Raw genomic sequence first — 21,465 nt, forward strand, 5'->3', positions numbered from 1 at the left:
TGTTCAGGCGGGGGCCCCGGTATTTGCATGGCCGCATCCGACATCCGTTCATGCACCACCGGCACCGGAGGGGAACCGTGCGGACCTCAGGACGCAGACGTAGAGACAGCAGACCCGGCACAGCCGTCGGCCAGGGGGTGGCGGCCCTGCTCGCCGCCGCCGGGCTCATGGTGACCGGCATGCCCGCCGCCCACGCGGCGGCCCCGGCGAACCCCGTGGTGTCCGGAGGCGACACGGACACCCCGTCGCTCGTCACCGGGCTGCACGAGGAGGCCTCCGCCACCGAAAGCCCCGCCGACGCGGCGCGCGGCCACCTCGAGGCGAAGAAGGCCCGCTACCACATCGCCGACACCTCGGCGAAGGACCTGACGTCGCTGGGCACCGCCACGGAGAAGGGCGGCAAGGAGACCGTCCGGCTCCAGCAGAAGTACAAGGGCGTCGAGGTGCTCGGCGGCCAGTACGTGGTCCGGATGGAGAAGAAGTCCGGCAAGCGCACCGTCACCGGCACCTCCGGCAAGTACTTCACCGAGCTGAAGCTGGACACGGTCACCCCGAAGGTGTCCGAGAAGACGGCGATCCAGCGCGCCGTCGGCGCCGTCACCTCGCAACTCGGCGGCGCCCCGCTCCACGCCCCCGCCAAGGGGAGGAAGGCAGCCCCGCTCGACGGCAGGGTCACCGGCCTGACGATCCTGCCGAAGGGCGCCGGCGTGCTCGCCCGGCACATCACGGTGACCGGCGTGAACCCGGCGGACGGCACACCGGTCGAGCAGGAGGTGTACGTCGACGCGCGCTCCGGCTTCCCGCTGCTCCAGTACAGCTCCATCAAGACGTTCGGCGCGACGGGCGCGGTGGCGGGCGCCGCGGGCGACACCGGCACCGTCCCCACCGCCGACGGGGCCGCCACGGACTCCCAGCTCGTCGTCAAGGGCTCCGGCACCCGCTACAACGGCGAGAAGGCCGAACTCAACCTGTACCAGGGCGCCGACGGCGCCTACCAGATGTACGACTACGGCTTCCGGGACCCGGCCGACCCGTACCGCGGCCCCCTCCTCCAGACCTGGGACGCCCGCGGCATCGACGTCTCCAACGCCTCCGGCGTCTGGCCCTCCGGGGCCAAGATCTTCACGTCGGACACCCCGGAGCTGGGCGCGGACTTCACCAACTCCGGCGCGGTGGACGCCCACTGGGCCGCGAACAAGGTGTACGGCTACTACAAGGACCACTTCGGCCGTAAGGGCCTCGACGACAACGACGGGTTCATGTACTCGCTCGTCGGCGTCACCGCCAACGGGAAGGCGTACAACAACGCCTTCTGGGACGGCTCGAAGATGGTGTACGGCCAGGGCGGCGGCGACTACCGCACGTTCTCCGCCGACACCGACGTCGTCGGCCACGAGATGACGCACGGCGTCACCGAGCACACCGCGGGACTCGTCTACGCGGGCCAGTCCGGCGCGATCAACGAAGCGGTCTCCGACTACTTCGGCAACGCCATCGACCTGGAGGCCAATGCCCAGTCGATGGCCGACCCGGACTCGGGCCTGCTCGGCGAGGACCTGTGCACGACCCTCTCGCCGCGCGAGTGCGCCCTGCGCGACCTGAACAACGACATGACGACGTCGAAGGACCTCGTCGGCGCCTCGTACCGCGGTGACAACGGCGGCGTGCACCTCAACTCGCCGATCTTCTCCGGCGCGCTGTGGGACATCCGCAAGAGCTTCGGCGGCGACTTCGCCGACCGGGTCGTCTACCGCGCCCTGACCGCGTACATGACGCCGCTCGACGGCTTCACCGAGGGCCGCGCCGCGGTCGTCGCCGCCGCCAAGGAGCTGGGCGCCACCAAGGCGCAGGTCAAGACCGCAGAGGACGCCTTCGCCCGGCACGGCATCGTGCCCGGCTGGGAGTCGAAACTGGGCACCGACGCGGACACCCTGCTGTCCAAGGTCAACGTCGCGGGCACCGGAGTCGGCGCGGGCGGCGGCACGTACGCCGTCTCCCGCTCCAACGAGGACGGCAGCGAACCGTACTCGGTGTGGGTCGGCAGCAGCGACGGCAAGGGCACGCCGCACCAGGTGAGCCCCAACAACGGCAACTACAACGTCTACGCGTCCACCGACGGCAAGAACGTCGCCTGGGCCGAGTACGCCTCCGACGCCGTGAAGATCCACGTCCGCCCGGTGACCGGCGGCGTGGACAAGGTCGTCGACGGGATCGGCGCCAACCTGAGCTCGCTCACCCTGAAGGGCGACCTCATCGCCTACAGCTACACCAACCCCAAGTCGGGTGCTCCCCAGAGCCGCGCCGTGAACATCAGGACGGGCGAGGTCACCGAGCTCTCCAGCAACCCCGTCGAGGTCACCGTCCTGCCCTCGGTCCACGACGGCAAGGTCGCCTACGCGAAGATGTGGGCCGAGCCGGACGGCTACAAGCTGGGCGTCGAGGTACTCGACACCGCGACCGGCGAGAAGCAGCTGATGCCGATCGACAAGAACGCGGTGTACGCCCTCGGCCAGACCGCGTTCACCGACGACGGCGTCTTCTGGATCGAGGACAACGACGGCACCGACGCGGGCAGGGCCGCCGTGCTGCGCGCCGACCCCGACGGCACGAAGCGCACCACCGTCGTGCCGGAGTCCGGCGCGGGCTCGCTGTACGCGTACTCGCTGACGGCCTCGGACGACGCGGTGACCGTCACCGACCTGCCGCCCGCCACCACCTGGGACAACGCGACGCTGCCGAAGCTGTACCAGGTCGCGCCCGACGCCAGGGGCGGCGCGCAGCGCGTCTCCTGCAACCGGGGCGACCAGGTCTACCCGGCCGCGGACACCGGGCAGCGGGTCCTGTGGCTGGACGGCACCACCGGCTACACGAACCTCGTGAAGCGGGACAGGCCGGCCGGCAGGTGCTGACCGGGCGCCACTGAACGCGGCGGCCGGACTCCCGGAGGGGGGAGCCCGGCCGCCGTCCGCATCCGAGGGGCTCAGCCGTTGGCGAGCGCCACGACGCGGTCGAGGGCGCCGTTGAACTTGTTGTGGTCACCGACCGTGGGGCCCGACGACGTGTACTGCCACATCGTGTAATAGCCCCACCCGGCCGGGAGCGTGCCGACGGTGGAGGCGTACCGCGCGATCCACAGTGGGTTGTTCGCGGCGAATCCGCCGTAGTTGCCCGTGCACTGGGTCCACCAGCTGGTCGCCGTGTAGATGACGGCGTCGCGTCCCGTGCGGGCCTTGTACTGGTTCAGGAAGTCCCGGATCCAGGTGACCATGCCGCTCTGCGTCTTGCCGTAGCAGGCGGCGCCGTACGGGTTCCACTCGATGTCGAGCGCGCCCGGCAGCGTCTTGCCGTCCCTGGACCAGCCGCCGCCGTGGTCCACGAAGTAGTTGGCCTGCGTGGCGCCGCTCGTGGTGTCCGGGGTGGCGAAGTGGTACGCGCCGCGGACCATGCCGACGTTGTACGAGCCGTTGTACTGCTGGGCGAAGTACGGGTTCGTGTAGTACGTGCCTTCGCTGGCCTTGGTGTAGGCCCAGCGCACGCCGCTGTTCCAGAGCGTCGACCAGGCCACGTTGCCCTGGTGGCTGGAGACGTCGACGCCTTCGGTCTGTACGGCGCTGGTGCCGCCGCCGGGCGGCAGGGAGCCGACGCCGTCGTGCGCGGCGACCCCCATGCCCATGTGGGCCTCGCCGCGGGCGGGCGTGTCGGCGGCCTGCGCGGGGCCGGGCAGGGCGAGGAGGAGGGAGAGCGCGGCGAGCAGCGTGCCGGTGATTCCCAGGCGGGTGCTGCGTCTGCGACGGTTGGCGACAGGTCTGTGCACGGGCATGAGCGGCCTCCGAGAACGACGTGGGGTGACGTGCGGTGGCGCCGGTGCGCTTGATGGTGTGTGCATGCCACGGCTGGCAGCGGTAAAAACGCTACGCACGTAGACCCCCGGTGGGAAGAGGGGCCGGTGTGTGCCGTTGGTCTACTCCTGCGAAATACTGGTGGAACTGCGGTGATGACCGTGATGGGCGAAAACTTTCAGAGGTGCTGACGTGCGCGAAGACGGAAACGGCGGGCGGCGGGGCGCGGAGTCCGAACCGCGAACCGCCGCCGCGCCGACGGCTGTGGACGGCGAGTTCCTCGCCCTGGAACGCGAGTTGACCGTCTTTCTGCGCCGGGCCCGGGCCAACTCCGGCGAGATGGCCCGCGAGGTCCACCCCGACCTGGAACCGGCCGCGTACGGGCTGCTCGTCCGGCTGGCGGAGTGCGGGGCGCAGCGCGCCACCGAACTCGCCGGCTACATCGGCGTCGGCAAGGCGACGATGAGCCGCCAGCTGCGGGCCCTGGAGGAGCTCGGCTTCGTCGGCCGCGAGCCCGACCCCGCGGACGGCCGTGCCTGGCTGATCTCGCTCACCGAGTACGGGCGCGAGAACTTTCGGCGGGTGCGGGACGCGCGGCGGATGCGGTATGTGCGGCAGCTGGACGGGTGGGATCGCCGCGAGGTGGCGGAACTGGCGAGGTTGTTGCACCAGTTGAACGCCGGGGCCGAATAGTTTCGCCGCACCGGCGTTGCGGTCTCGGGGCTCTGCCCCGGACCCCGCGCCTCAATCGCCGGCGGGGCTTGAGAAGAGCTCCACGTACGCCACCGTCGCGTCGTCGTGGGTCTTGCTGCGGCGCAGGTAGGTGCGGGTCTCCGCGTCGGCGTCCTCCAGGGCGCGGACCCGGGACACCGTCGCCTCCGGTCCCTCCTTGCGGACGAGGGTGAACAGGTCCGTCCAGTCGCCCTCGTGGAACTTCTCCACCCAGCGCGTCACGCCGTCCGTCAGCGCGGCGAGCGCCCGCACCTCGCCGCGGGGGAGCGTGCCGGTCACCGCGCGGGCTGCCACCGACGGGTCGGCGGCGGCCGTGAAGAAACCGCCCTCCTTGTTGCGCACTGTGGCGTCGGCCACCTCGTTCGAGACGAGGTTGGCGCGCGGGACCCGGTCGAGGCGGTCGTCGAGCAGCGGCGTGACCGTTCCGTCGGGCGCCTCGACGAGCAACGCCGAGTCGGAGAGCACCAGATGCTCCACCCGCTCCGCGTCCCAGCGGGCGAGCACGACGGTCGCCTGCGGAGTGCGCGGGTGAGAAAGGTCACAGGTGCCCCGATGGGCGTCGGCGGTCCGGGCGATCGCCGCGGCGAGCACGTCGGTCAGGCTCATGTCCCGGCGCGAAACGGACAGTTCGGCCAGTGCGCCGCCGAGGTGCGCGGTGAACCAGGGGACGGAGTGCCGGCAGCCGTCGTCGCCGGCCGGGGGAGTGACCCCGTCGAGGACGACCAGTGATCCACCGTGCCCCGCGGCCGGTGCGGCCACCGATACGTAGTCCTCGTTCGGCCGCCCGGTGGCACCCGGCTCGGTGGTCAGTTCGATGCGCATGCGGTCAGTCTGCATGAGGCGCCCTCACGGAGCGCTGGGGCGCCGGGAGTTGGGGCGAGTCGTTCCGTAGGGATTCTGTGGAGATGATGCGGCGGGCCGAAGAACCCTGCTGAGCGCCGGTTTTGCGCGGAATGATCACCTCCGTCGGGGGTGTGGCGGGGCATCCTGCCAAAGGCCGTCGAAGACGTCCAACCGGCGCGCGGTTGACGGAGGGTGATCGCCGCCCGGGAACTTGCTCCCCAACTCCCGCTCGATGTTCACTCCTTCGGGTGGCGGGCGAGGTGATGGGCGCCCCCTGCTCACCGGCACTGGAAGGGTCAGGGGCCAGGCCAGAGGGTCACGGGTTGTTGACGCAGCGTCACCCGTACCCATGGGGTAGGACGAATCAGGAATGCGAGCATCAGTGGGGAACACCTCCGGCGGTAATGGGGCCAGTGGTCTTGGTGTGTCGGGTGATGTCGCACCGGGCCGGGCGCCCGAGGTGAGCCGCACGGGTTCCGGCCGGGGCAAGCGCGCCCGGGTCCGCAGCCGCTTGATCGTGGCGGTGGCCGTGGTCGCCGCCGCCGTCGTCGGCGCCGGGGCGCCCGTGATCGTCGGCGCCTCCGACCGCGTGGGCGAATCGCAGACCCTCGTGGACGACGCCCAGCAGACACAGCGCTCGCTCGCCCTGTCGCACGCGCTCGCCGACGAGCGGGACGAGGTCACCCGCTTCATCGCGGCGGGACGCCCCAAGGGCGAGGGCCTGAGCGAGGAGCGCGGGGCCCGTGTCGACCGGCAGGTCGACGAGCTGCGCGTGGACGCGCCCGCCCCGCTGCGCCACACCCTCGACGACGTCGCCGCCGTGCGCCGCTCCGCCCTCACCGGCAAGGGCTCGGCCCTGGAGGCGCACACCGCGTACTCCCGCTCCATCGGCGAACTGCACGCGCGCGCCGAGGCCCTGGCCGAGCGCATACCCGTGCGCGCGGGTTCGGGGGCGTACGCCCTCGCGGACCTGGACCGCGCCGTCGAGCAGGCGTCCGCCGCGCGCGGACTGCTGCTCGCCGCGCTCGCCGTGCCGAGCACCACCACGGCGACGCAGGTCGACCCGGTGACCGGTCTGCGCAAGCCCGTCGTCGGCGAGTCCGCGGCGACCCGCGGCCAGCGCGACGCGCTCAGCGCGGCGGGCCAGCGGGCCCGGGTGCGCGAGCAGGCCGCGCTCGACGACTTCCACGACTCGGGGACGGCCAAGGCCGTGGGCGGGTACGACTCCACGGTCACGGGCCCGGACGTCACGCGCGCGGAGACGTATCTGAAGCACCTCGCCGACGCCCCGACGCTGAGCGCGAGCGAGCTCCGCTACAACCCGAAGAGCGTCGAGGACGCCCTCACCGCCCGGATCGACCTCATGCGGGGCGCTGAGGCCGCGCTCGGGGACCAGCGGGTCAAGCGCCTGGAGCAGCTGCGCGACGACGACGTGACGGCGCTGGAGATCCGGATCGCGCTCGTCGGCTTCTGCCTGCTGGTGGCCGTCGGCGTGGCCATGGCGACGGCGCGCTCGCTGACCCACCCGCTCGCCGCGCTGCGCATCGGCTCCGCGCGCGTCGCGGGAGACCCCGCCGCCGAGGAACCGGTCAAGTACAAGGGCCGCAACGACGAGTTCGCCCAGGTCGTCGACTCCATCAACGCCCTGCACGCGCACGCCGTCTCGCTGCACGGCCGCATCGGCACCCTGGAGTCCGACCGCAAGCACCTCGTCGGCGAGCGCCAGCGGATGGCCGACGAGCGGGACCAGCTGCGCGGCGAACTCGCCGAGACGGTCCGCAAGCTGGAGCGCGTCAAGCACTCGATCCACGGGACGTTCGTCAACCTGGCGCTGCGCACCCTCGGCCTCGTCGAGCGTCAACTGGGCATCATCGAGGGCCTGGAGGAGCGCGAGCAGGACCCGGACCGGCTCGCCACGCTCTACAAGCTCGACCACTCCGCCACCGTCATGCGGCGGCACAGCGAGAACCTCCTGGTCCTCGCGGGCACCGAGCGCGGGCCGCAGCACGGCGGCTCGGTGGCCCTCGTCGACATGGTGCGCGCCGCCGTCTCCGAGATCGAGCGCTACGAGCGGGTGCGGATCGCCGCGCTGCCGCCGCACGCGCACATCGCCGGATTCGCCGCCGACGACCTCAGCCACCTCATCGCCGAACTCCTGGAGAACGCCACGTCGTTCTCGCCGCCGGACGCCTCCGTCGAGGTCTCCGGCTGGCTCCTGGAGAGCGGCTCGGTCATGCTCTCCGTGCAGGACGAGGGCATAGGGATGACCGACGACCGGATGCGCGAGCTGAACACGCGCCTGTCGTCGTTCACCGCCGAGGAGGCGCACGACCCGGAGGACGTCGACGGGTTCGGGCTCGGTCTCTACGTCGTCGCCCGCCTCGCGGTGCGGCACGGCGTACGGGTCCGGCTGCGCGAGCAGAAGCAGGGCGGGGTTGCGGCGGTCGCCGTGCTGCCCGCATCGCTCTTCGCCGCCGCGCCCGCGGCCTCGGTGCCGCCGGCCGTCCTGGTGCCCGGCGCCGCGCCCGCGGTGCGCCTCGCGGGCTCCGAGGCGGAGGCCAACTCCAACGAGCTGTACGGGCGCACGGAGCCGGAGCACGAGCTTCCGGTGCCTGGGGACCCGCTGATCGAGGCGGCCGAGCAGGCGGTGCGGGAGTCGGCGGAGCCGGCCGCGGAGTTCCCTGCGGAGGCGCCCTTCGAGGCCCCTGTCGAGGCCGCCTCCGAGGCCCCTGCCGAGGCTCCCGCGGAAACGACCATGGCGCTGGGCGCGCCGATCCCGCCGGAGCCGGAGCCGGAGCCGGTCCCGGAGCAGCTGATCCCCGAGCCCGAGCCCGAGCCGGTCCCCGAGCCCTTCGCCGAGGTGCCGCACCCGCGCGCGCCGCGCGACGAGCACGACGGGCCCGCGGGGCACCCGGAGCAGCTCGACACCCGGTTCGACCAGCCGCTCGACCCGCAGCCCGCGCCGGAGCCGGCCCCGGAGCCCGAACCGGCCGAGCGCGTCACCGCGAAGGGACTGCCCAAGCGCACCCCGAAGGTGGCCGCCCCCGCCTCCGCCCCGAAGCCGCGCACCGGCTCCGTGGACGCGGACGCGCTGCGCCGCAAGCTCGGCGGGTTCCACCGCGGCGCGACCGCGGGCCGCCGTGACGTGACGGCGGAGCTCGCGGACAACCCTGGACGTAGAAGTGAAGCCGAGGGGGACACAGCCGAGGAGGCAAGCAGTTGACTGCGCCCACCCCTGCACTCAACGGACCAAAGGGACTGAACGGTCTCAGTAGCGAGGCACGCAATCTGCACTGGCTGCTGACCGACCTGGTCGAGGAGGTGCCAGGTCTGCAGTCCGTCGCGGTCGTCTCGTCCGACGGACTGCTCCTGCTCTCCTCCGACCCCGGTCGGCACGACACGGCCCCGGTGACCGACGCGAGCAAAGGCCCCAAAGGGTCGAGCGCCGACCTGGCGGCCATCGTGGCCGGGCTCGGCTCGCTCACCATCGGCGCCGCCAAGCTGATGGACGGCGGAGGCATCAAGCAGACGATGGTCGCGATGGACGAGGGAAGCCTCTTCGTCATGTCGATCAGCGACGGCTCCCTGCTCGGCGTGCACGCCTCCGCGGACTGCGACATGGGCGTCATCGCGTACCACATGGCGCTCTTCGTCGGCCGTGCCGGGCACGTCCTGACGCCCGAACTCCGCAGCGAGCTGCGCCAGTCGATGGAGGCCACCCGATGACCCCCGGCACTTCAGGCAGTGCACACAGTACGAACGGCACGAGCAGGACCTACGGTTCGAGCAGGCTCCCCGTGCGCGGCGGCGACCGCAGGCCCGCCCGCGTACGCCCCTACTCGCTGACCGGCGGCCGCACCCGCTTCGGCCATGTGCTGCTCGTGGAGACCTTCATCTCCAGCACCGCGGCCATCGAGGCGCCCGAAGAGCGCCCCGAGCTGGGCAAGGGCGGGCTCGCCGGGATCATGCCGGAGATGCGCGCCATCGTCGCGCTGTGCCGCCGCATGCGTACGGTCGCCGAGATCGCCGCGCTGCTCAAGATGCCGCTCGGCGTGGTGCGCGTGCTGCTCAGCGACCTCGCCGACCAGGGAAAGATCCGTGTATACGGAACCGGCCACGGCCCAGGACAGCCGGACCGGGCGCTCCTCGAAAGGGTGTTGAGTGGACTCCGCCGCCTCTGAACTGCTCGGCGAACTGCCCATGGAAGACGAGCAGTTGCAGGCCTGGCAGACGGACAGAACCCGGGCCCCCGTCGCCACGAAGATCATCGTGGCGGGCGGCTTCGGCGTCGGCAAGACGACCCTGGTGTCCGCCGTGTCCGAGATCCAGCCCCTCGAGACCGAGGCGCTGATGACGCAGGCGAGCGAGGAGACCGACGACCTCACCGCGACGCCCGGCAAGTCGACGACCACGGTCGCCATGGACTTCGGCCGCATCACGCTCGACGACGACCTGGTCCTGTACCTGTTCGGCACGCCGGGTCAGCAGCGGTTCTGGTTCATGTGGGACGACCTGGTGCGCGGCGCGATCGGCGCGGTCGTGCTCGCCGACACCCGCCGCCTGAAGGACTGCTTCCCCGCGCTCGACTACTTCGAGAGCTGCGGACTGCCGTACGTCGTGGCCGTCAACCACTTCGACGACACCGAGGAGTTCGCGCCCGACGACGTACGGGAGGCGCTCACCGTGCCGCCGCACGTACCGGTGCTGATCATGGACGCGCGGCGCCGCATCGCGGCGATCGAGACGCTCCTGGCGCTGGTCGGCCACGCCCTGGACGCGACCCCCGAGTAGTCGCGCGGGCTCCGTGCCCGCATAGTGGTCAAGCCCCGCCCCCCACACATTAGTTACGGCAGTTAAGGCAGTCTCATATGTCGCGGAAGATACTCGTCGTGGGAGCCGGTCAGTCCGGCCTCCAGCTCGCCCTCGGCCTGCAGACCCAGGGGTACGAGGTCACCCTGATGTCCAACCGCACCGCCGACGAGATCCGTTCCGGGCGGGTCATGTCGACGCAGTGCATGTTCCACACGGCGCTCCAGAACGAGCGTGACCTCCAGCTGAACTTCTGGGAGTCGCAGGCCCCGCGGATCGAGGGCCTCGGCGTCTCGGTGGCGGCCCCCGGTTCGCACGACCCGGGCCCCACGCAGCGCGCCATCGACTGGGTCGGCCGGCTCGACGGCTTCGCGCAGTCCGTCGACCAGCGCGTGAAGATGGCCGGCTGGATGGAGACGTTCGCGCAGCGCGGCGGGCAGCTCGTCATCCATGGTGCGGCGGTCTCCGACCTCGACTACTTCTCGCGGACCTACGACCTGGTGCTGGTCTCGGCCGGCAAGGGCGAGCTGGTCTCGATGTTCGGCCGGGACGCCTCGCGGTCCCCGTACACCGAGCCGCAGCGGGCGCTCGCCGTCGCCTACGTCCACGGCATGGGCGTGCGCCCCGAGCACCCGGACTTCGACGCGGTGCGCTGCAACCTGGTGCCGGGGGTCGGCGAGCTCTTCGTGATGCCCACGCTGACGACCTCCGGCCGCGCGGACATCCTCTTCTGGGAGGGCATCCCCGGCGGTCCGCTGGACGCGTTCAAGGGCATCAAGGACCCCTCCGAGCACCTGGCGCTCACGCTGGAGCTGATGGAGAAGTTCACGCCGTGGGAGTACGCGCGCGCCACGAAGGTCGAACTGACCGATGCGAACGGTACGTTGGCGGGCCGCTACGCCCCGACGGTCCGCAACCCCATCGGCCGGCTGCCCTCGGGCGGCGCGGTGCTCGGCGTCGCGGACGTGGTCGTCGCGAACGACCCGATCACCGGGCAGGGCTCCAACTCGGCGTCCAAGTGCGCCGCGTCGTACCTCGACTCGATCGTCTCCCACGGTGACAAGCCGTTCGACGAGGAGTGGATGCAGGCGACGTTCGACCGGTACTGGGAGACGGCGCAGCACGTCACGAAGTGGACGAACACGATGCTGCAGGCTCCGCCGGAGCACGTCCTGAACCTGATCGGCGCGGGCGGCCAGCTCCAGCCGGTCGCCGACCGCTTCGCGAACGGCTTCAACGACCCGTCGGACTTCGAGAACTTCTTCTACGACCCGGCCAAGACCCAGGCCTACTTGGACTCCTTGACGTCCTGACCCGCTCCGGCGCAGCGCCCATTGCACGGCGCTGCGCCCCTCCGGGGGCGGTCCGACGGTGCCCCGGGGCGTGTTCCGGTTGGGGTCGGCCGTGGTGAGGTGCTCGGGGCCGCGCTCCGACGACCTGGCACGCCACCGCTTGCGGTGCGGTCTGCCTTCACCTCGGCTCACCGCCCGCTCCGGCCGCCCGCGTCGCGCCCGTTCCGCCGCTCATCTCCCACCCACCCGCCCCCTCCGGGGGCTTCGGCCCCCCCCGTGGCGCGGGGTGTTGGGCGCCCCCGTCTGATTGCGGTCGACGCCCTGCTGCCGGCCCTTGCCTGCGCCGAGGCGCTGCGCCCCTGCGGAACGCCCGGCTTGCCCGACCGCCGGTCGGCTTCGCCGCTCGCTCCGGTCACCCGCGGCGTGCCCGTTTCTCCAGGTCGTCTGCCACCCACCCGCCTCCTCCGGAGGCGTAGGTCCGGCGTGGTGTGGCCGGCCGGTGTCGGGGCGTGTTGTCAGGTGGCGGCGCCGAAGCCGTGCAGCAATGTGTCGACGACGCGCGTGGCGAGGGCGTCGAGGGCCGCGTCCGTGTCCGGGGCCTGGCCGGCCGCCTCGTGGATGAGGGCGTAGTAGACGCCCCGGGCCCAGTCCAGGTCCGTGTCCGGCCGTAGGACACCGGCGTCGCGGAGACGTACGAACAGCCGCGCGCACTGGTCCAGTACGTCGGCGTGGACCCGGGCGACCTCGGGCGCGTCCGTGGGCAGCGCCCCCATGGCGAACCCCCAACCGATCTTCACGCGCAGCACGTTCGCGGTGACCTGGTAGAGCGCGACCGCGGGCGGCGAGGTCTGCGGCCGCGCCGCTTCGACCGCTTCGTGGAACCGCTGCGTCGCCCACGCGGCCAACGCCGCGACCAACGCCTCCCGGGACGCGAACCGCCGATGCACGGTGGTGCGCGCGACCCCGGCGGCCTCCGCGATCTGCTCCATCGTCGCCGCCGGGTTGGCGGAAAGCACCCGCTCCGCGGCTTCAAGGATGGCGCGCACCGTCCGCTCGGTGTCCGCGCGCAGGGGTTTCGATGAGGTGGGCAGCGCCATGGCCGGTTCCTTACGACTGGTCGACGATCCCGTCAGAGTACGTCAGTGAGGCAACTCGCCAACTACTTGCGACAGTCATGTTGCATGTCTTAGGTTCTGTGCGTCAGGCAAGTCGCGTCCAGACGTGGAGGGCACCATGGACCTGCAGTTGAACGGCAAGACCGCCCTGGTCACCGGGGCCAGCCGGGGAATCGGGCTGGCCGTAGTCCGAGCCCTGACCGCTGAGGGCGTGCGCGTTGTCGCCGCCGCCCGCAACCCCACCGCGGAACTGGCGGCGGCCGGGGCGAAGGCGGTGGCCGTCGACCTGTCCGACCCCGCCTCGGCCGAGCACGTGGTCGCGGAGGCCGTCGCCGAGTTGGGCGGCCTCGACATCCTGGTCAACAACGTCGGAGGGGGCGACGGCGGCCTCAACGGCGGCTTCCTGGACCTGACCGACGCGCATTGGGCGCAGGTGCTGGACCTGAACTTCCTCGCCGCCGTCCGCGTCACCCGCGCCGCGCTGCCCGCGCTGACGGCAGCCCGGGGGTCGGTGGTCAACGTGTCCTCGATGGGTGCGCGCGTCCCGCACAGCGGCCCCGTCGCGTACACCACGGCCAAGGCGGCCCTGACCGCCCTCGGCAAGGCCCTGGCAGAGGAGTTCGGCCCACGAGGGGTTCGGGTGAACACGGTCTCGCCGGGGCCGGTCCGCACCGACATGTGGGAGAGCCCGACCGGCTACGGTGCCGAACTCGCCGCCGCCATGGGCGTACCCCATGCGGATCTTCTCGCCGGGTTGCCCGGGGCGACCGGCATGCTGATCGAGCGGCTCGTCGAGCCCGACGAGGTCGCGGCGCTCGTCGCCTACCTCGGATCACCGCGTGCCGCGGCGACCACCGGCACCGATCACCTCGTCGACGGCGGCGCGGTCAAGACGGCCTAGGCGTCGTGCCGTTCGCCATGGGGGGGCGGCGGGGGAGCGGTCCACGCCGACCCGCTACTGCCCCGGTGCCCCCGCCGCCCCATACCCCGCGTCGTCCCCCGCCCCCGCCCCCTCCGGCAGCACCGGCGCCCGGTAGCCGGGCATCGATGGCGCGCCCCGGTCAGGGCGGACCGCGCCGAGGAGGGGGTTGGCGGCGATGGGGGAGACCTTGACCTTGGCGCCGGGGCGCGGGGCCTGGACCACCATGCCGTCGCCGAGGTACATCGCCACGTGCGTGGCCTTGGGGAAGTAGATGACCAGGTCGCCGGGCCGCAGCTCCGACATGGGGACACGGGGCAGCGAGGCCCACTGTTCCTGGGACGTCCGCGGGATGACCCGCCCCGCATGCGCCCACGCCTGCGACGTGAGCCCCGAGCAGTCGAAGGAGTCCGGCCCCTCCGCCCCCCAGACGTACGGTTTGCCGATCTGCCGGACGGCGTAGGAGAGCGCCTCGTCACCCGCCTCCGACGGCGCCCGGCCCGTCGAACTCAGCGCCCCGGAGGCCATGAACGCCTGCTGAGCCCTCGTCGTCCCCTGCGCCTCCAGCCGCGCCACCTCCGCGAGCTGGTCGGCGGTGAGGGAGGCGAGCAGCTCCTCGACCTCCTTCAACCGGTCCTGCACCGCGTCCCGTTCCTTCTTCTGCCGTTCCGCGAGCCGCAACTGCGCGTCCAGCGCGCCCCGCGCCTTCGTCGCCAGCGCGTCGGCCTTCTTCTCCCGGCCCGTGAGCCGGTCGACCGTGGCCTGCCGCTCACGCGCGGCCCGCCGCATCACATGCCCCTCGTCGAGCGCCCGCTGCGGATCGCGTGCGAGGAGGAGCCGCAGGTACGGGGAGAACTCGCTGCGCCCCTGGTACTGCTCGCGCGCGAGCCGCCCGGCGTCGGTCCTGCTGCTGTGCAGCGACGACCGCGCGGCGGCCAGCTTCTTCGCGAGTCCGTCCGCGTCCTTGCGGCGCTTCTTCAGCGCCTCCTCCGTCGCGTTGTACGTCTCCGTGGCCGCCTCGGCGTCCTGGTACAGGCGCTGGAGGTCCGAGAGGAGGTCGGCGACGGAGCGCGTCCCGCCGGGACCTGGCCGCGGCTCGGGACCCGGCGCCGCACCCGCGGGCAGCGGCGCGAGCAGCGCGCCCGTGACGGCCGCCGTGCACACCCACCGCACCAGCCTGCCTGACACCTGATCACCTCCGGTGCGGGACAACCCCTGTGCCCCGCACCGTGAACATGAACAGAAAGGCGGGCCGCCCACCCGCCGGGCTGCTCGCTTCGGCGCAACCCCGCCACCCGTCCGGTGCCCGCCCGGCGAGCCGCCTTTACGCCTCCGGCGACCGGTTCCTCGACCACGGCCACCTGACCGTCCGCCCGGTGTTCCCGTCCGGCGCGAACACGTAGCGCCACTTCGCCACGAGCTGCACCCGCTTCCCGCTGGGCGCGGCCTCCCTTACGTACACGAGCACGGCGTCCGCCACCGGCACCTTGTACACCTTGGGCGGATTCCCGGTGGCGGTCACGAACACGGGCAGCACCCGCCCGTCGAGGGGCCCGCCGACAAAGGGAACGTCTTCGCTCTTCACACGACCAGTGTCACGCACAGCGCCGCACAGCCATCACCCACAGCGGTCACGCAGTACGCCGCACACCCGCTCACAACAACCGCGCCGCATCCCCCACCACCGGCAGCACCCGCCGCGCCAGTTCCCCCACCGGGCCCTCCGGCGACTCCAGCGCGAGCGCGTACCGCACCACGTCCGCGGTCTGCGGGTCGCGGCCCGCCGTCGCCGTCAGGACCGCCATGAACTGGTCGACGAGCCCGTCGCGCAGCTCGTCCAGCGGTGGCTGCTTGTCCTCGTCGAGCCAGATCAGGGACGCCGCCTCCACCGCCGTGATCCACATGCGGACCGTCATCCGCAGCCGCGGCCCCGGAGCGGCCTGCCCGAGGTGGCTGAGGACGTGCTCGGCGGCGGCCCTGCGCACCCCGTCGACGATCGCCGTCGTACGGGAGGTCTCCACCACGCTGCCGCCCTGGAGCAGCGCCGCGAAGCCCATGTCGTGCTGGTCGACGAAGGCGAGATAGCGGTCGAGCGCGTGCGTGAGGCGGGCCGTGAGCGGGCCCTCGGCCGGCTCGGCGAAGCACTGCTCCAGTTCCTCGGCGGCGGAGCGCAGCGCGGCCTCGTACAACTGCTGCTTGCCGCCGGGGAAGTAGCGGTAGACGAGCGGCCGGGACACCCCGGCCACCTCCGCCACGTCGTCGAGCGAGACGTCCTCCGGGGCCCGGTGCGCGAACAGCGACAGCGCCGATTCGAGCAGCTGCGCCCGCCGCGCCTCGACGCTGAGCCGCCTGTAGGCGGGCGTGCCGGTGGCCGAGGTCATGCTCCGAAGCGTAACCGTCACCGCGCCCGTACGGTCTAGGCCAGAAGTCCCGAGGACCGCCACATCCTCCGGCCGACGCCGCGCAGCACGCCGATGTCGTCGAGGAAGTCGGTCAGCCGCTTGGCCCCGGTCTGCATGACCTCGCGGCGGTGGCCGCTGGCCTTGACCTGGGCCATGGCCTCCTTCTTGTCGAGGCCCACGTTCTCGTACACCTGCGGGTTGATGAACGCCACGGAGAAGACCCGCGCGAACTCGCCCGACGTCAGCCGCGTGAACTCCTGCGACCAGCGCGGCGCCGTCACCATCTGGCGCCGCAACTCCTCGCGCGCGTACCGGACATGGCGGGCCTCCTCCACGACATGGATGCGCGTCACGCCGCGGACCAGCGTCTGGACGCGCTCGTCGGGGAACGTGAGCCGCTGCATCCAGTCGAGGACCTCCTCGCCGAGCAGCGTCGCCGTGAACGAACCGGGCGTGGTCGAGATCGTCTTGAAGAGGCGGCCGAGGTTGTGGTGGACCGGCGCCACCGGGTACCAGGGCGTCTCGCCGCGCTGGATCAGCCGCGCGAACATCTTCGAGTGCCGGCACTCGTCCTCGATCTCGGTCAGCGCGTACCGCACGTGCGCGCTCGTCGCCGCCTTGTCGTAGACGTGCCGGACAAGGAGCTGCATCAGGATCAGCTCGAACCAGATGCCGAGCGAGGCGAGCGCCGCCGCCTCGTGCTGCGACAGCCTGATCCGCTGCTCCTCGCTCATCCGCTTCCAGAGCGGCGTGCCGTACAGGGACACCAGCTCGGGCGGCCAGAACCACTTGCCCTCTTCGAAGGGAGCGTCCCAGTCCAGCTCCTTGTCCGGGTCGAAGGAGTGCTTGGCGGAAGAGTCGAGCAGCCGTGCGGCCACCTGCTCGCGGTCCTTGAGCAGACCGAGCGCGTCGCGCAGCCCGGCCAGCGCGTCGGCTTCCGTCATGGTCGTCATGGCTGTCCCCACCTCGTCGTACGGGTGTGCGTCGGGCGGCCGCCGGTTACCGGCGGTCACGCCGCCTCCGCTCTTATGAGACTGCGCGTCAGCAAGCCCGTCAATCCCTTGCGCACGACTCCGCCCGACTTGTTGACCGCGCGTCTACCACCGTGTGAGCCTGCCAACATGGCGACGCATGAGCTGTACACCAAGGCCCCCAATGGGTCCAACTGGCAAGTACCGTCCGCCAGTTCGGCTCGCCTCAGCTGGGAATACGACGACGGGCGCGACCGCCTCCTGTCCCTGTACCAAAAGGGCAAGGACAAGCAGTGGGACGGCGCCAAGCGCATCGACTGGGACCTGGAGGTCGACCCGTACGACCCCCTCGGCACCCCCGACGACGCGCTGGCCCTCTACAACACGCCCTACTGGGCGAAGATGACCGACAAGGACAAGGCCGAGCTGCGCAAGCACTCCGCCTCCTGGCAGTTCAGCCAGTTCCTGCACGGCGAACAGGGCGCGATGGTGTGCGCCGCGCGGATCGTGGAGTCCGTCCCCGACCTCGACGCCAAGTACTACTCGGCGACGCAGACCATGGACGAGGCGCGGCACGCGGAGATCTACGGCCGCTTCCTGCACGAGAAGCTCGGGATGCTGTACCCGATCAACGACAATCTCCAGTCCCTGCTGGGCGATACGCTCCGCGACTCCCGCTGGGACATGCCGTACCTGGGCATGCAGGTCCTCATCGAGGGCCTCGCCCTCGCCGCGTTCGGCCTGCTCCGCGACACCACCGACAAGCCGCTGCCCAAGCAGATCCTCGCGTACGTGATGCAGGACGAGGCCCGGCACGTGGCCTTCGGGCGGATGGCGCTGCGCGACTACTACAAGCAGCTCAGCGACGCCGAGCTCCGCGAGCGCGAGGAGTTCGTCATCGAGGGCTGCTACCTGATGCGCGACCGGTTGCGCGGCATCGAGGTCCTGGAGAACTTCGGCATCCCCAAGGCCGACGCCGAGAAGTACACGGAGCAGTCCGAATTCCTGGCGATGTTCCGGCAGTTGCTGTTCTCGCGGATCGTCCCGTGCGTCAAGGACATCGGCCTGTGGGGCAAGCGCCTCCAGCAGGCCTACGTCGACATGGGCGTCTTCGACATGGGCAACTCCAACCTCGACCTGCTCATGGCCCAGGACGAGGAGATCGCCGAGAAGCTCGACGCGGAACGCTTCGCGGCGGAGGAGCAGGCGCGGGTGGCGGAGGTGGCGGAGGCGGTCGAGGCCGGCAAGTCAGTCTGAGCCCAGCACGGCTTCCATCACCGACTTGGCGATGGGCGCCGCGCTGCCCCCGCCACTGATGTCGTCGCGGTTCGCGGACGCGTCCTCGACGACCACCGCGACCGCGACCTTCGGCGTGGCCGCGTCCTTCGCCTTGGCGTAGGAGATGAACCAGGCGTACGGGGTGCCCTCGTTGTTCTCGCCGTGCTGCGCGGTGCCCGTCTTGCCGCCGACCGTGGCGCCGGAGATCCGCGCTCCGGTGCCCGTCCCCTCGGAGACGACGTCCTCCATCATGGTCTGCAGCTGCGTCGCCGTGTACGGGGACATGACCTGCTTGTAGGTGTCGTTGCCGGTCTCCGAGACGGTGTCGCCGTCGCTGTCCGTCGTCCTGTCGACCAGGTGCGGCTTCATCAGCGCGCCTCCGTTGGCGACCGCCGACGACACCATCGCCATCTGCAGCGGCGTCGCTGCGGTGTCGTACTGGCCGATGGAGGAGAGCGCCAGCTGCGCGTCGTTCATGTCGGTGTCGAAGTTCGACTTGGCGGCCGTCATCGGGACCTTGATCCCGCTGTCGTTGAAGCCGAAGTTCTCCGACATCTTCACCATGGCCGAGAGCCCGGTCCGCACCCCGAGGTTGGCGAAGACGGTGTTGCAGGAGACCCGCAGCGCGTATTCGAGCGTCGCGTCCTTGCAGGCGGCCGACGAGGACTCGTTCGTCAGCTGCGTCGTCGTGCCGGGCAGGGTGTACGGGGACGGGGTGTCGGTCGACGTGTTGATGCCGTCGACGACGCTGTTCTCCAGGATCGCGGCCGCTGTGACGACCTTGAACGTGGAGCCGGGCGGATACGTCTGGCGCAGCGCCCGGTTGAGCATCGGCTGTTCCTCGGACTTGTTCAGCGCGTCCCACGCCTCGACCGAGGAGGAGTCGGTGCCGGCGATCCTCCCGGGGTCGTACGAGGGCGTGGAGACCAGCGCCAGGATCTTCCCGGTGGACGGGTCGATGGCCGCGACCGCGCCCTTCTTGCCGCCGAGCCCGGAGTAGGCGGTCTGCTGCGCGCGGGCGTTGATCGTGGTCTTCACATTGCCCCCGGCGTTCTGGGCGCGCGAGATCTCGTTCCAGAACGGGACGGGGGAGAGCATCGGGTCGGTGCCGGAGAGGATCTCGTCCTCGGCGCTCTCGACGAACGTCGTGCCGTACGTCTGCGAGGCGTAGCCGGTGACGGGGGCGTAGAGCGGCCCGTTCTTGTACGTCCGTTCGTAGCGCAGGGACTCCCCGGTGTCCTTGGAGCCGGTGACCGACTTCCCTTGTACGAGGATGTCGCCACGCGGCTGCCCGTAACGTTCGATCGTGGAGCGGCGGTTGGCCGAGTTGTCGTCGAGCTTGTCGGCCTGGAAGAACTGGATGCGGGCCGCGTTGAGCAGCAGCGCGACCAGCAGGATCAGGCAGAAGACCGAGGCCCGGCGGATGTACTTGGTCACTTGGCGCCCTCCACGGGTTCCGGGGCGTTCCCGGGGGACTCGGGCAGCAGCTGGCTCCGGGCCCGGTCGCTGACCCGGATGATGATCGCGACGATGATCCAGTTGGTGACGAGGGACGAACCGCCCTGCGCGAGGAACGGCATCGCCATGCCGGTGAGCGGGATGAGCCCCATCACGCCGCCCGCGATGACGAAGACCTGCAGCGCGACGATCGAGGCGAGCCCGATGGAGAGCAGCCGGCCGAACGGATCGCGCAGCGCGAGCCCCGCCCGGTAGCCGCGCTCCACGAGCAGCGCGTACAGCAGGAAGATCGCGGTGAGCCCGGCGAGGCCCAGCTCCTCGCCGGCCGTCGCCAGGATGAAGTCGGACTTGGCGGCGAAGCCGATCAGGATCGAGTGGCCGAGCCCGAGCCCGGTGCCGAGCATGCCGCCCGCCGCGAAGGCGAACAGCGACTGCGCGAGCTGGCTGGCGCCCTGACCGGCGTCGATGGAGGCGAAGGGGTGCAGCCAGTCCTCGACGCGGCTGTGCACGTGCGGCTCGAAGGAGGCGACGATGACCGCGCCGACGGCCGCGAGCACGAGCCCGATGGCGATCCAGCTGCCGCGGCCCGACGCCACGTACAGCATGATCACGAACAGGCCGAAGAAGAGCAGCGAGGTGCCGAGGTCCGTCTCCAGGACGAGGACGCCCACCGTCATCAGCCAGATCACCAGGATCGGCGCGAACACCCGCATCGTCGGCAGCTGGAAGCGCCAGATCCGCTTGCCGGTGTACGCCAGGGCGTGCCGGTTGGCCGCGAGATAGCTGGCGAAGAAGATCGCGAGCAGGATCTTGGCGAACTCGCCGGGCTGGATGGAGAAGCTGCCGATCCGGATCCAGATCCGGGCGCCGTTCACGGCGGGGAAGAAGATCGGCAGGATCATCAGGACCAGAGCCGTGACGACGCAGATGTACGCGTATCTCTGCAGCACCCGGTGGTCGCGCAGGAACAGCACGGTGAGGATGAACAGGGCCACGCCGAGCGTCGACCAGATCAGCTGGGTGGGCGCCGCCTGGTCGCTCGGCGTCTCCAGGTCGAGCCGCCAGATCAGTACCAGTCCGAGCCCGTTGAGCAGCACCGCGATCGGCAGCACCAGCGGATCGGCGTACGGGGCGCGGAACCGGACCACGAGGTGGGCGACGAGCGCGAGCGCGCCGAGCCCGGCGCCGTAACTCAGGGCGCCGCCCGGGACCCTGCTGTCCTTGGCGAGGCCGACGTCGATGTACCCGTAGACGCTGAGCAGCACGGCCACGACGAGCAGGGCCAGTTCGGTCCCCCGGCGCCGGGGGACGCGCACGGCGGGCACCGCGGAGGAGGTGCTGGTTCCCGAGGTACCCGATGATCCGGTCATACCGGGAACGTAGCAAGCAAGTACCCGATATCAGGTCATGTCAGCACCAGCGCGGCACGGCGCCGATGTTCTGGATGTACTTCGCCGAACCCCACGCCCAGGTGCCGTCGGTGAGCAGGTACCAGTACGAGTTCCCGCCGACGCTGTCGCCCGAGGTCTTGCAGAAGATCGGGACGATCGCGCGGTACGGCTCGGAGCGGACGACCTTGGCGCCGCGGGTCGGGGCGTCGCGCAGCAGCAGGCCCGACTTGGCGGTGACGCGGCCCTTGTAGACCGGCGGCTTGTCGCCGCCGGGCGCGCTGCTCTGGGCGGCGGCGGGGACGGCCGCGGTGGCGACGAGGGCGGCTGCGGCGACGCCTGTGCTGAGGCGGGTGGCGAGGGACATGCGGGTACTCCTGTGGTGGGGGAGAGGAGCAGGATGGGCGCCTTGAATGCCC

General features: G+C 71.3%; 19 protein-coding genes. 9 read left to right on the forward strand and 10 right to left on the reverse strand.

Annotated features, from left to right (window positions below):
• The first annotated feature begins 77 nt into the window (after window positions 1-77).
• Entirely contained in the window at window positions 78-2,909 is a 2,832-nt protein-coding gene (locus ACZ7L4_RS24175; protein WP_472105407.1) for a M4 family metallopeptidase, read from the forward strand.
• A gap of 71 nt (window positions 2,910-2,980) precedes the next feature.
• Here the strand turns inward: ACZ7L4_RS24175 and ACZ7L4_RS24180 are convergent, their stop codons facing one another.
• The gene (locus ACZ7L4_RS24180) at window positions 2,981-3,820 is read right to left on the reverse strand and encodes a lysozyme (protein ID WP_472105409.1); all 840 of its coding nucleotides are present in this window, start codon (window positions 3,818-3,820) and stop codon (window positions 2,981-2,983) included.
• A gap of 211 nt (window positions 3,821-4,031) precedes the next feature.
• On the opposite strand from ACZ7L4_RS24180, the gene ACZ7L4_RS24185 reads away from it, so the two are divergent.
• Entirely contained in the window at window positions 4,032-4,532 is a 501-nt protein-coding gene (locus ACZ7L4_RS24185; RefSeq protein WP_472105411.1) for a MarR family winged helix-turn-helix transcriptional regulator, read from the forward strand.
• Between the two features lie 51 nt (window positions 4,533-4,583).
• On the opposite strand, the gene ACZ7L4_RS24190 is transcribed toward ACZ7L4_RS24185, so the two are convergent.
• Entirely contained in the window at window positions 4,584-5,393 is an 810-nt protein-coding gene (locus ACZ7L4_RS24190) for a protein phosphatase 2C domain-containing protein (protein WP_472105413.1), read from the reverse strand.
• A 391-nt stretch (window positions 5,394-5,784) separates the two neighbouring features.
• Between ACZ7L4_RS24190 and ACZ7L4_RS24195 the strand changes: the two genes are divergently transcribed.
• The 5 genes from ACZ7L4_RS24195 (at window position 5,785) to ACZ7L4_RS24215 (ending at window position 11,536) form a co-directional block, all read left to right on the forward strand.
• Complete coding sequence (locus ACZ7L4_RS24195) at window positions 5,785-8,637, forward strand: sensor histidine kinase (protein WP_472105415.1); 2,853 nt, start codon at window positions 5,785-5,787, stop codon at window positions 8,635-8,637.
• A complete protein-coding gene (locus ACZ7L4_RS24200) occupies window positions 8,634-9,140 on the forward strand; it encodes a roadblock/LC7 domain-containing protein (RefSeq protein WP_472105417.1) in 507 nt (168 codons plus the stop codon). Before ACZ7L4_RS24195 ends, ACZ7L4_RS24200 begins: the two co-directional genes overlap by 4 nt.
• Window positions 9,137-9,595, forward strand: coding sequence for a DUF742 domain-containing protein (locus ACZ7L4_RS24205; RefSeq protein WP_422409731.1), 459 nt, complete (start codon window positions 9,137-9,139; stop codon window positions 9,593-9,595). Before ACZ7L4_RS24200 ends, ACZ7L4_RS24205 begins: the two co-directional genes overlap by 4 nt.
• A gap of 19 nt (window positions 9,596-9,614) precedes the next feature.
• Complete coding sequence (locus tag ACZ7L4_RS24210; protein ID WP_385762663.1) at window positions 9,615-10,205, forward strand: GTP-binding protein; 591 nt, start codon at window positions 9,615-9,617, stop codon at window positions 10,203-10,205.
• 77 nt (window positions 10,206-10,282) lie between these two features.
• On the forward strand, window positions 10,283-11,536 hold the full coding sequence (locus tag ACZ7L4_RS24215) for a styrene monooxygenase/indole monooxygenase family protein (RefSeq protein ID WP_472105419.1): 1,254 nt from the start codon (window positions 10,283-10,285) through the stop codon (window positions 11,534-11,536).
• A 494-nt stretch (window positions 11,537-12,030) separates the two neighbouring features.
• Here the strand turns inward: ACZ7L4_RS24215 and ACZ7L4_RS24220 are convergent, their stop codons facing one another.
• A complete protein-coding gene (locus tag ACZ7L4_RS24220; RefSeq protein ID WP_472105421.1) occupies window positions 12,031-12,612 on the reverse strand; it encodes a TetR/AcrR family transcriptional regulator in 582 nt (193 codons plus the stop codon).
• A 136-nt stretch (window positions 12,613-12,748) separates the two neighbouring features.
• On the opposite strand from ACZ7L4_RS24220, the gene ACZ7L4_RS24225 reads away from it, so the two are divergent.
• Window positions 12,749-13,531: an SDR family NAD(P)-dependent oxidoreductase gene (locus tag ACZ7L4_RS24225; RefSeq protein WP_472105423.1), complete on the forward strand. Its 783-nt coding sequence runs from the start codon at window positions 12,749-12,751 to the stop codon at window positions 13,529-13,531.
• 54 nt (window positions 13,532-13,585) lie between these two features.
• Here ACZ7L4_RS24225 and ACZ7L4_RS24230 read toward each other — a convergent pair whose 3' ends face one another.
• From ACZ7L4_RS24230 to ACZ7L4_RS24245, 4 genes are all read right to left on the reverse strand, one after another.
• Entirely contained in the window at window positions 13,586-14,737 is a 1,152-nt protein-coding gene (locus tag ACZ7L4_RS24230; RefSeq protein ID WP_472105425.1) for a C40 family peptidase, read from the reverse strand.
• A gap of 136 nt (window positions 14,738-14,873) precedes the next feature.
• Window positions 14,874-15,134, reverse strand: a complete 261-nt coding sequence (locus ACZ7L4_RS24235) for a hypothetical protein (protein ID WP_472105427.1) — start codon at window positions 15,132-15,134, stop codon at window positions 14,874-14,876.
• 70 nt (window positions 15,135-15,204) lie between these two features.
• Window positions 15,205-15,930 carry a TetR/AcrR family transcriptional regulator gene (locus ACZ7L4_RS24240; RefSeq protein WP_450812581.1) on the reverse strand — a complete coding sequence of 242 codons (726 nt, stop codon included), beginning with the start codon at window positions 15,928-15,930 and terminating at the stop codon, window positions 15,205-15,207.
• Window positions 15,931-15,965: 35 nt separating this feature from the next.
• Entirely contained in the window at window positions 15,966-16,904 is a 939-nt protein-coding gene (locus ACZ7L4_RS24245) for an AurF N-oxygenase family protein (RefSeq protein ID WP_472105672.1), read from the reverse strand.
• A 168-nt stretch (window positions 16,905-17,072) separates the two neighbouring features.
• Here ACZ7L4_RS24245 and ACZ7L4_RS24250 point away from each other — a divergent pair, with 168 nt between their 5' ends.
• The gene (locus ACZ7L4_RS24250; RefSeq protein WP_472105429.1) at window positions 17,073-18,179 is read left to right on the forward strand and encodes a ferritin-like domain-containing protein; all 1,107 of its coding nucleotides are present in this window, start codon (window positions 17,073-17,075) and stop codon (window positions 18,177-18,179) included.
• Here the strand turns inward: ACZ7L4_RS24250 and ACZ7L4_RS24255 are convergent.
• Genes ACZ7L4_RS24255 through ACZ7L4_RS24265 form a run of 3 tightly spaced genes read right to left on the reverse strand, consistent with a single transcriptional unit; the run spans window position 18,171 to window position 21,413 of the window.
• A complete protein-coding gene (locus ACZ7L4_RS24255; RefSeq protein ID WP_472105431.1) occupies window positions 18,171-19,637 on the reverse strand; it encodes a peptidoglycan D,D-transpeptidase FtsI family protein in 1,467 nt (488 codons plus the stop codon). The two genes, ACZ7L4_RS24250 and ACZ7L4_RS24255, sit on opposite strands and share 9 nt — an antisense overlap.
• On the reverse strand, window positions 19,634-21,028 hold the full coding sequence (locus tag ACZ7L4_RS24260; protein ID WP_472105432.1) for an FtsW/RodA/SpoVE family cell cycle protein: 1,395 nt from the start codon (window positions 21,026-21,028) through the stop codon (window positions 19,634-19,636). The genes ACZ7L4_RS24255 and ACZ7L4_RS24260 overlap by 4 nt, the downstream gene beginning before the upstream one ends.
• A gap of 40 nt (window positions 21,029-21,068) precedes the next feature.
• Window positions 21,069-21,413 (reverse strand): SH3 domain-containing protein, encoded by a 345-nt coding sequence (locus ACZ7L4_RS24265; protein ID WP_472105434.1) that lies wholly within the window; start codon window positions 21,411-21,413, stop codon window positions 21,069-21,071.
• Window positions 21,414-21,465 lie beyond the last annotated feature (52 nt).

It is taken from the genome of Streptomyces sp. NPDC107575, from assembly GCF_055657265.1.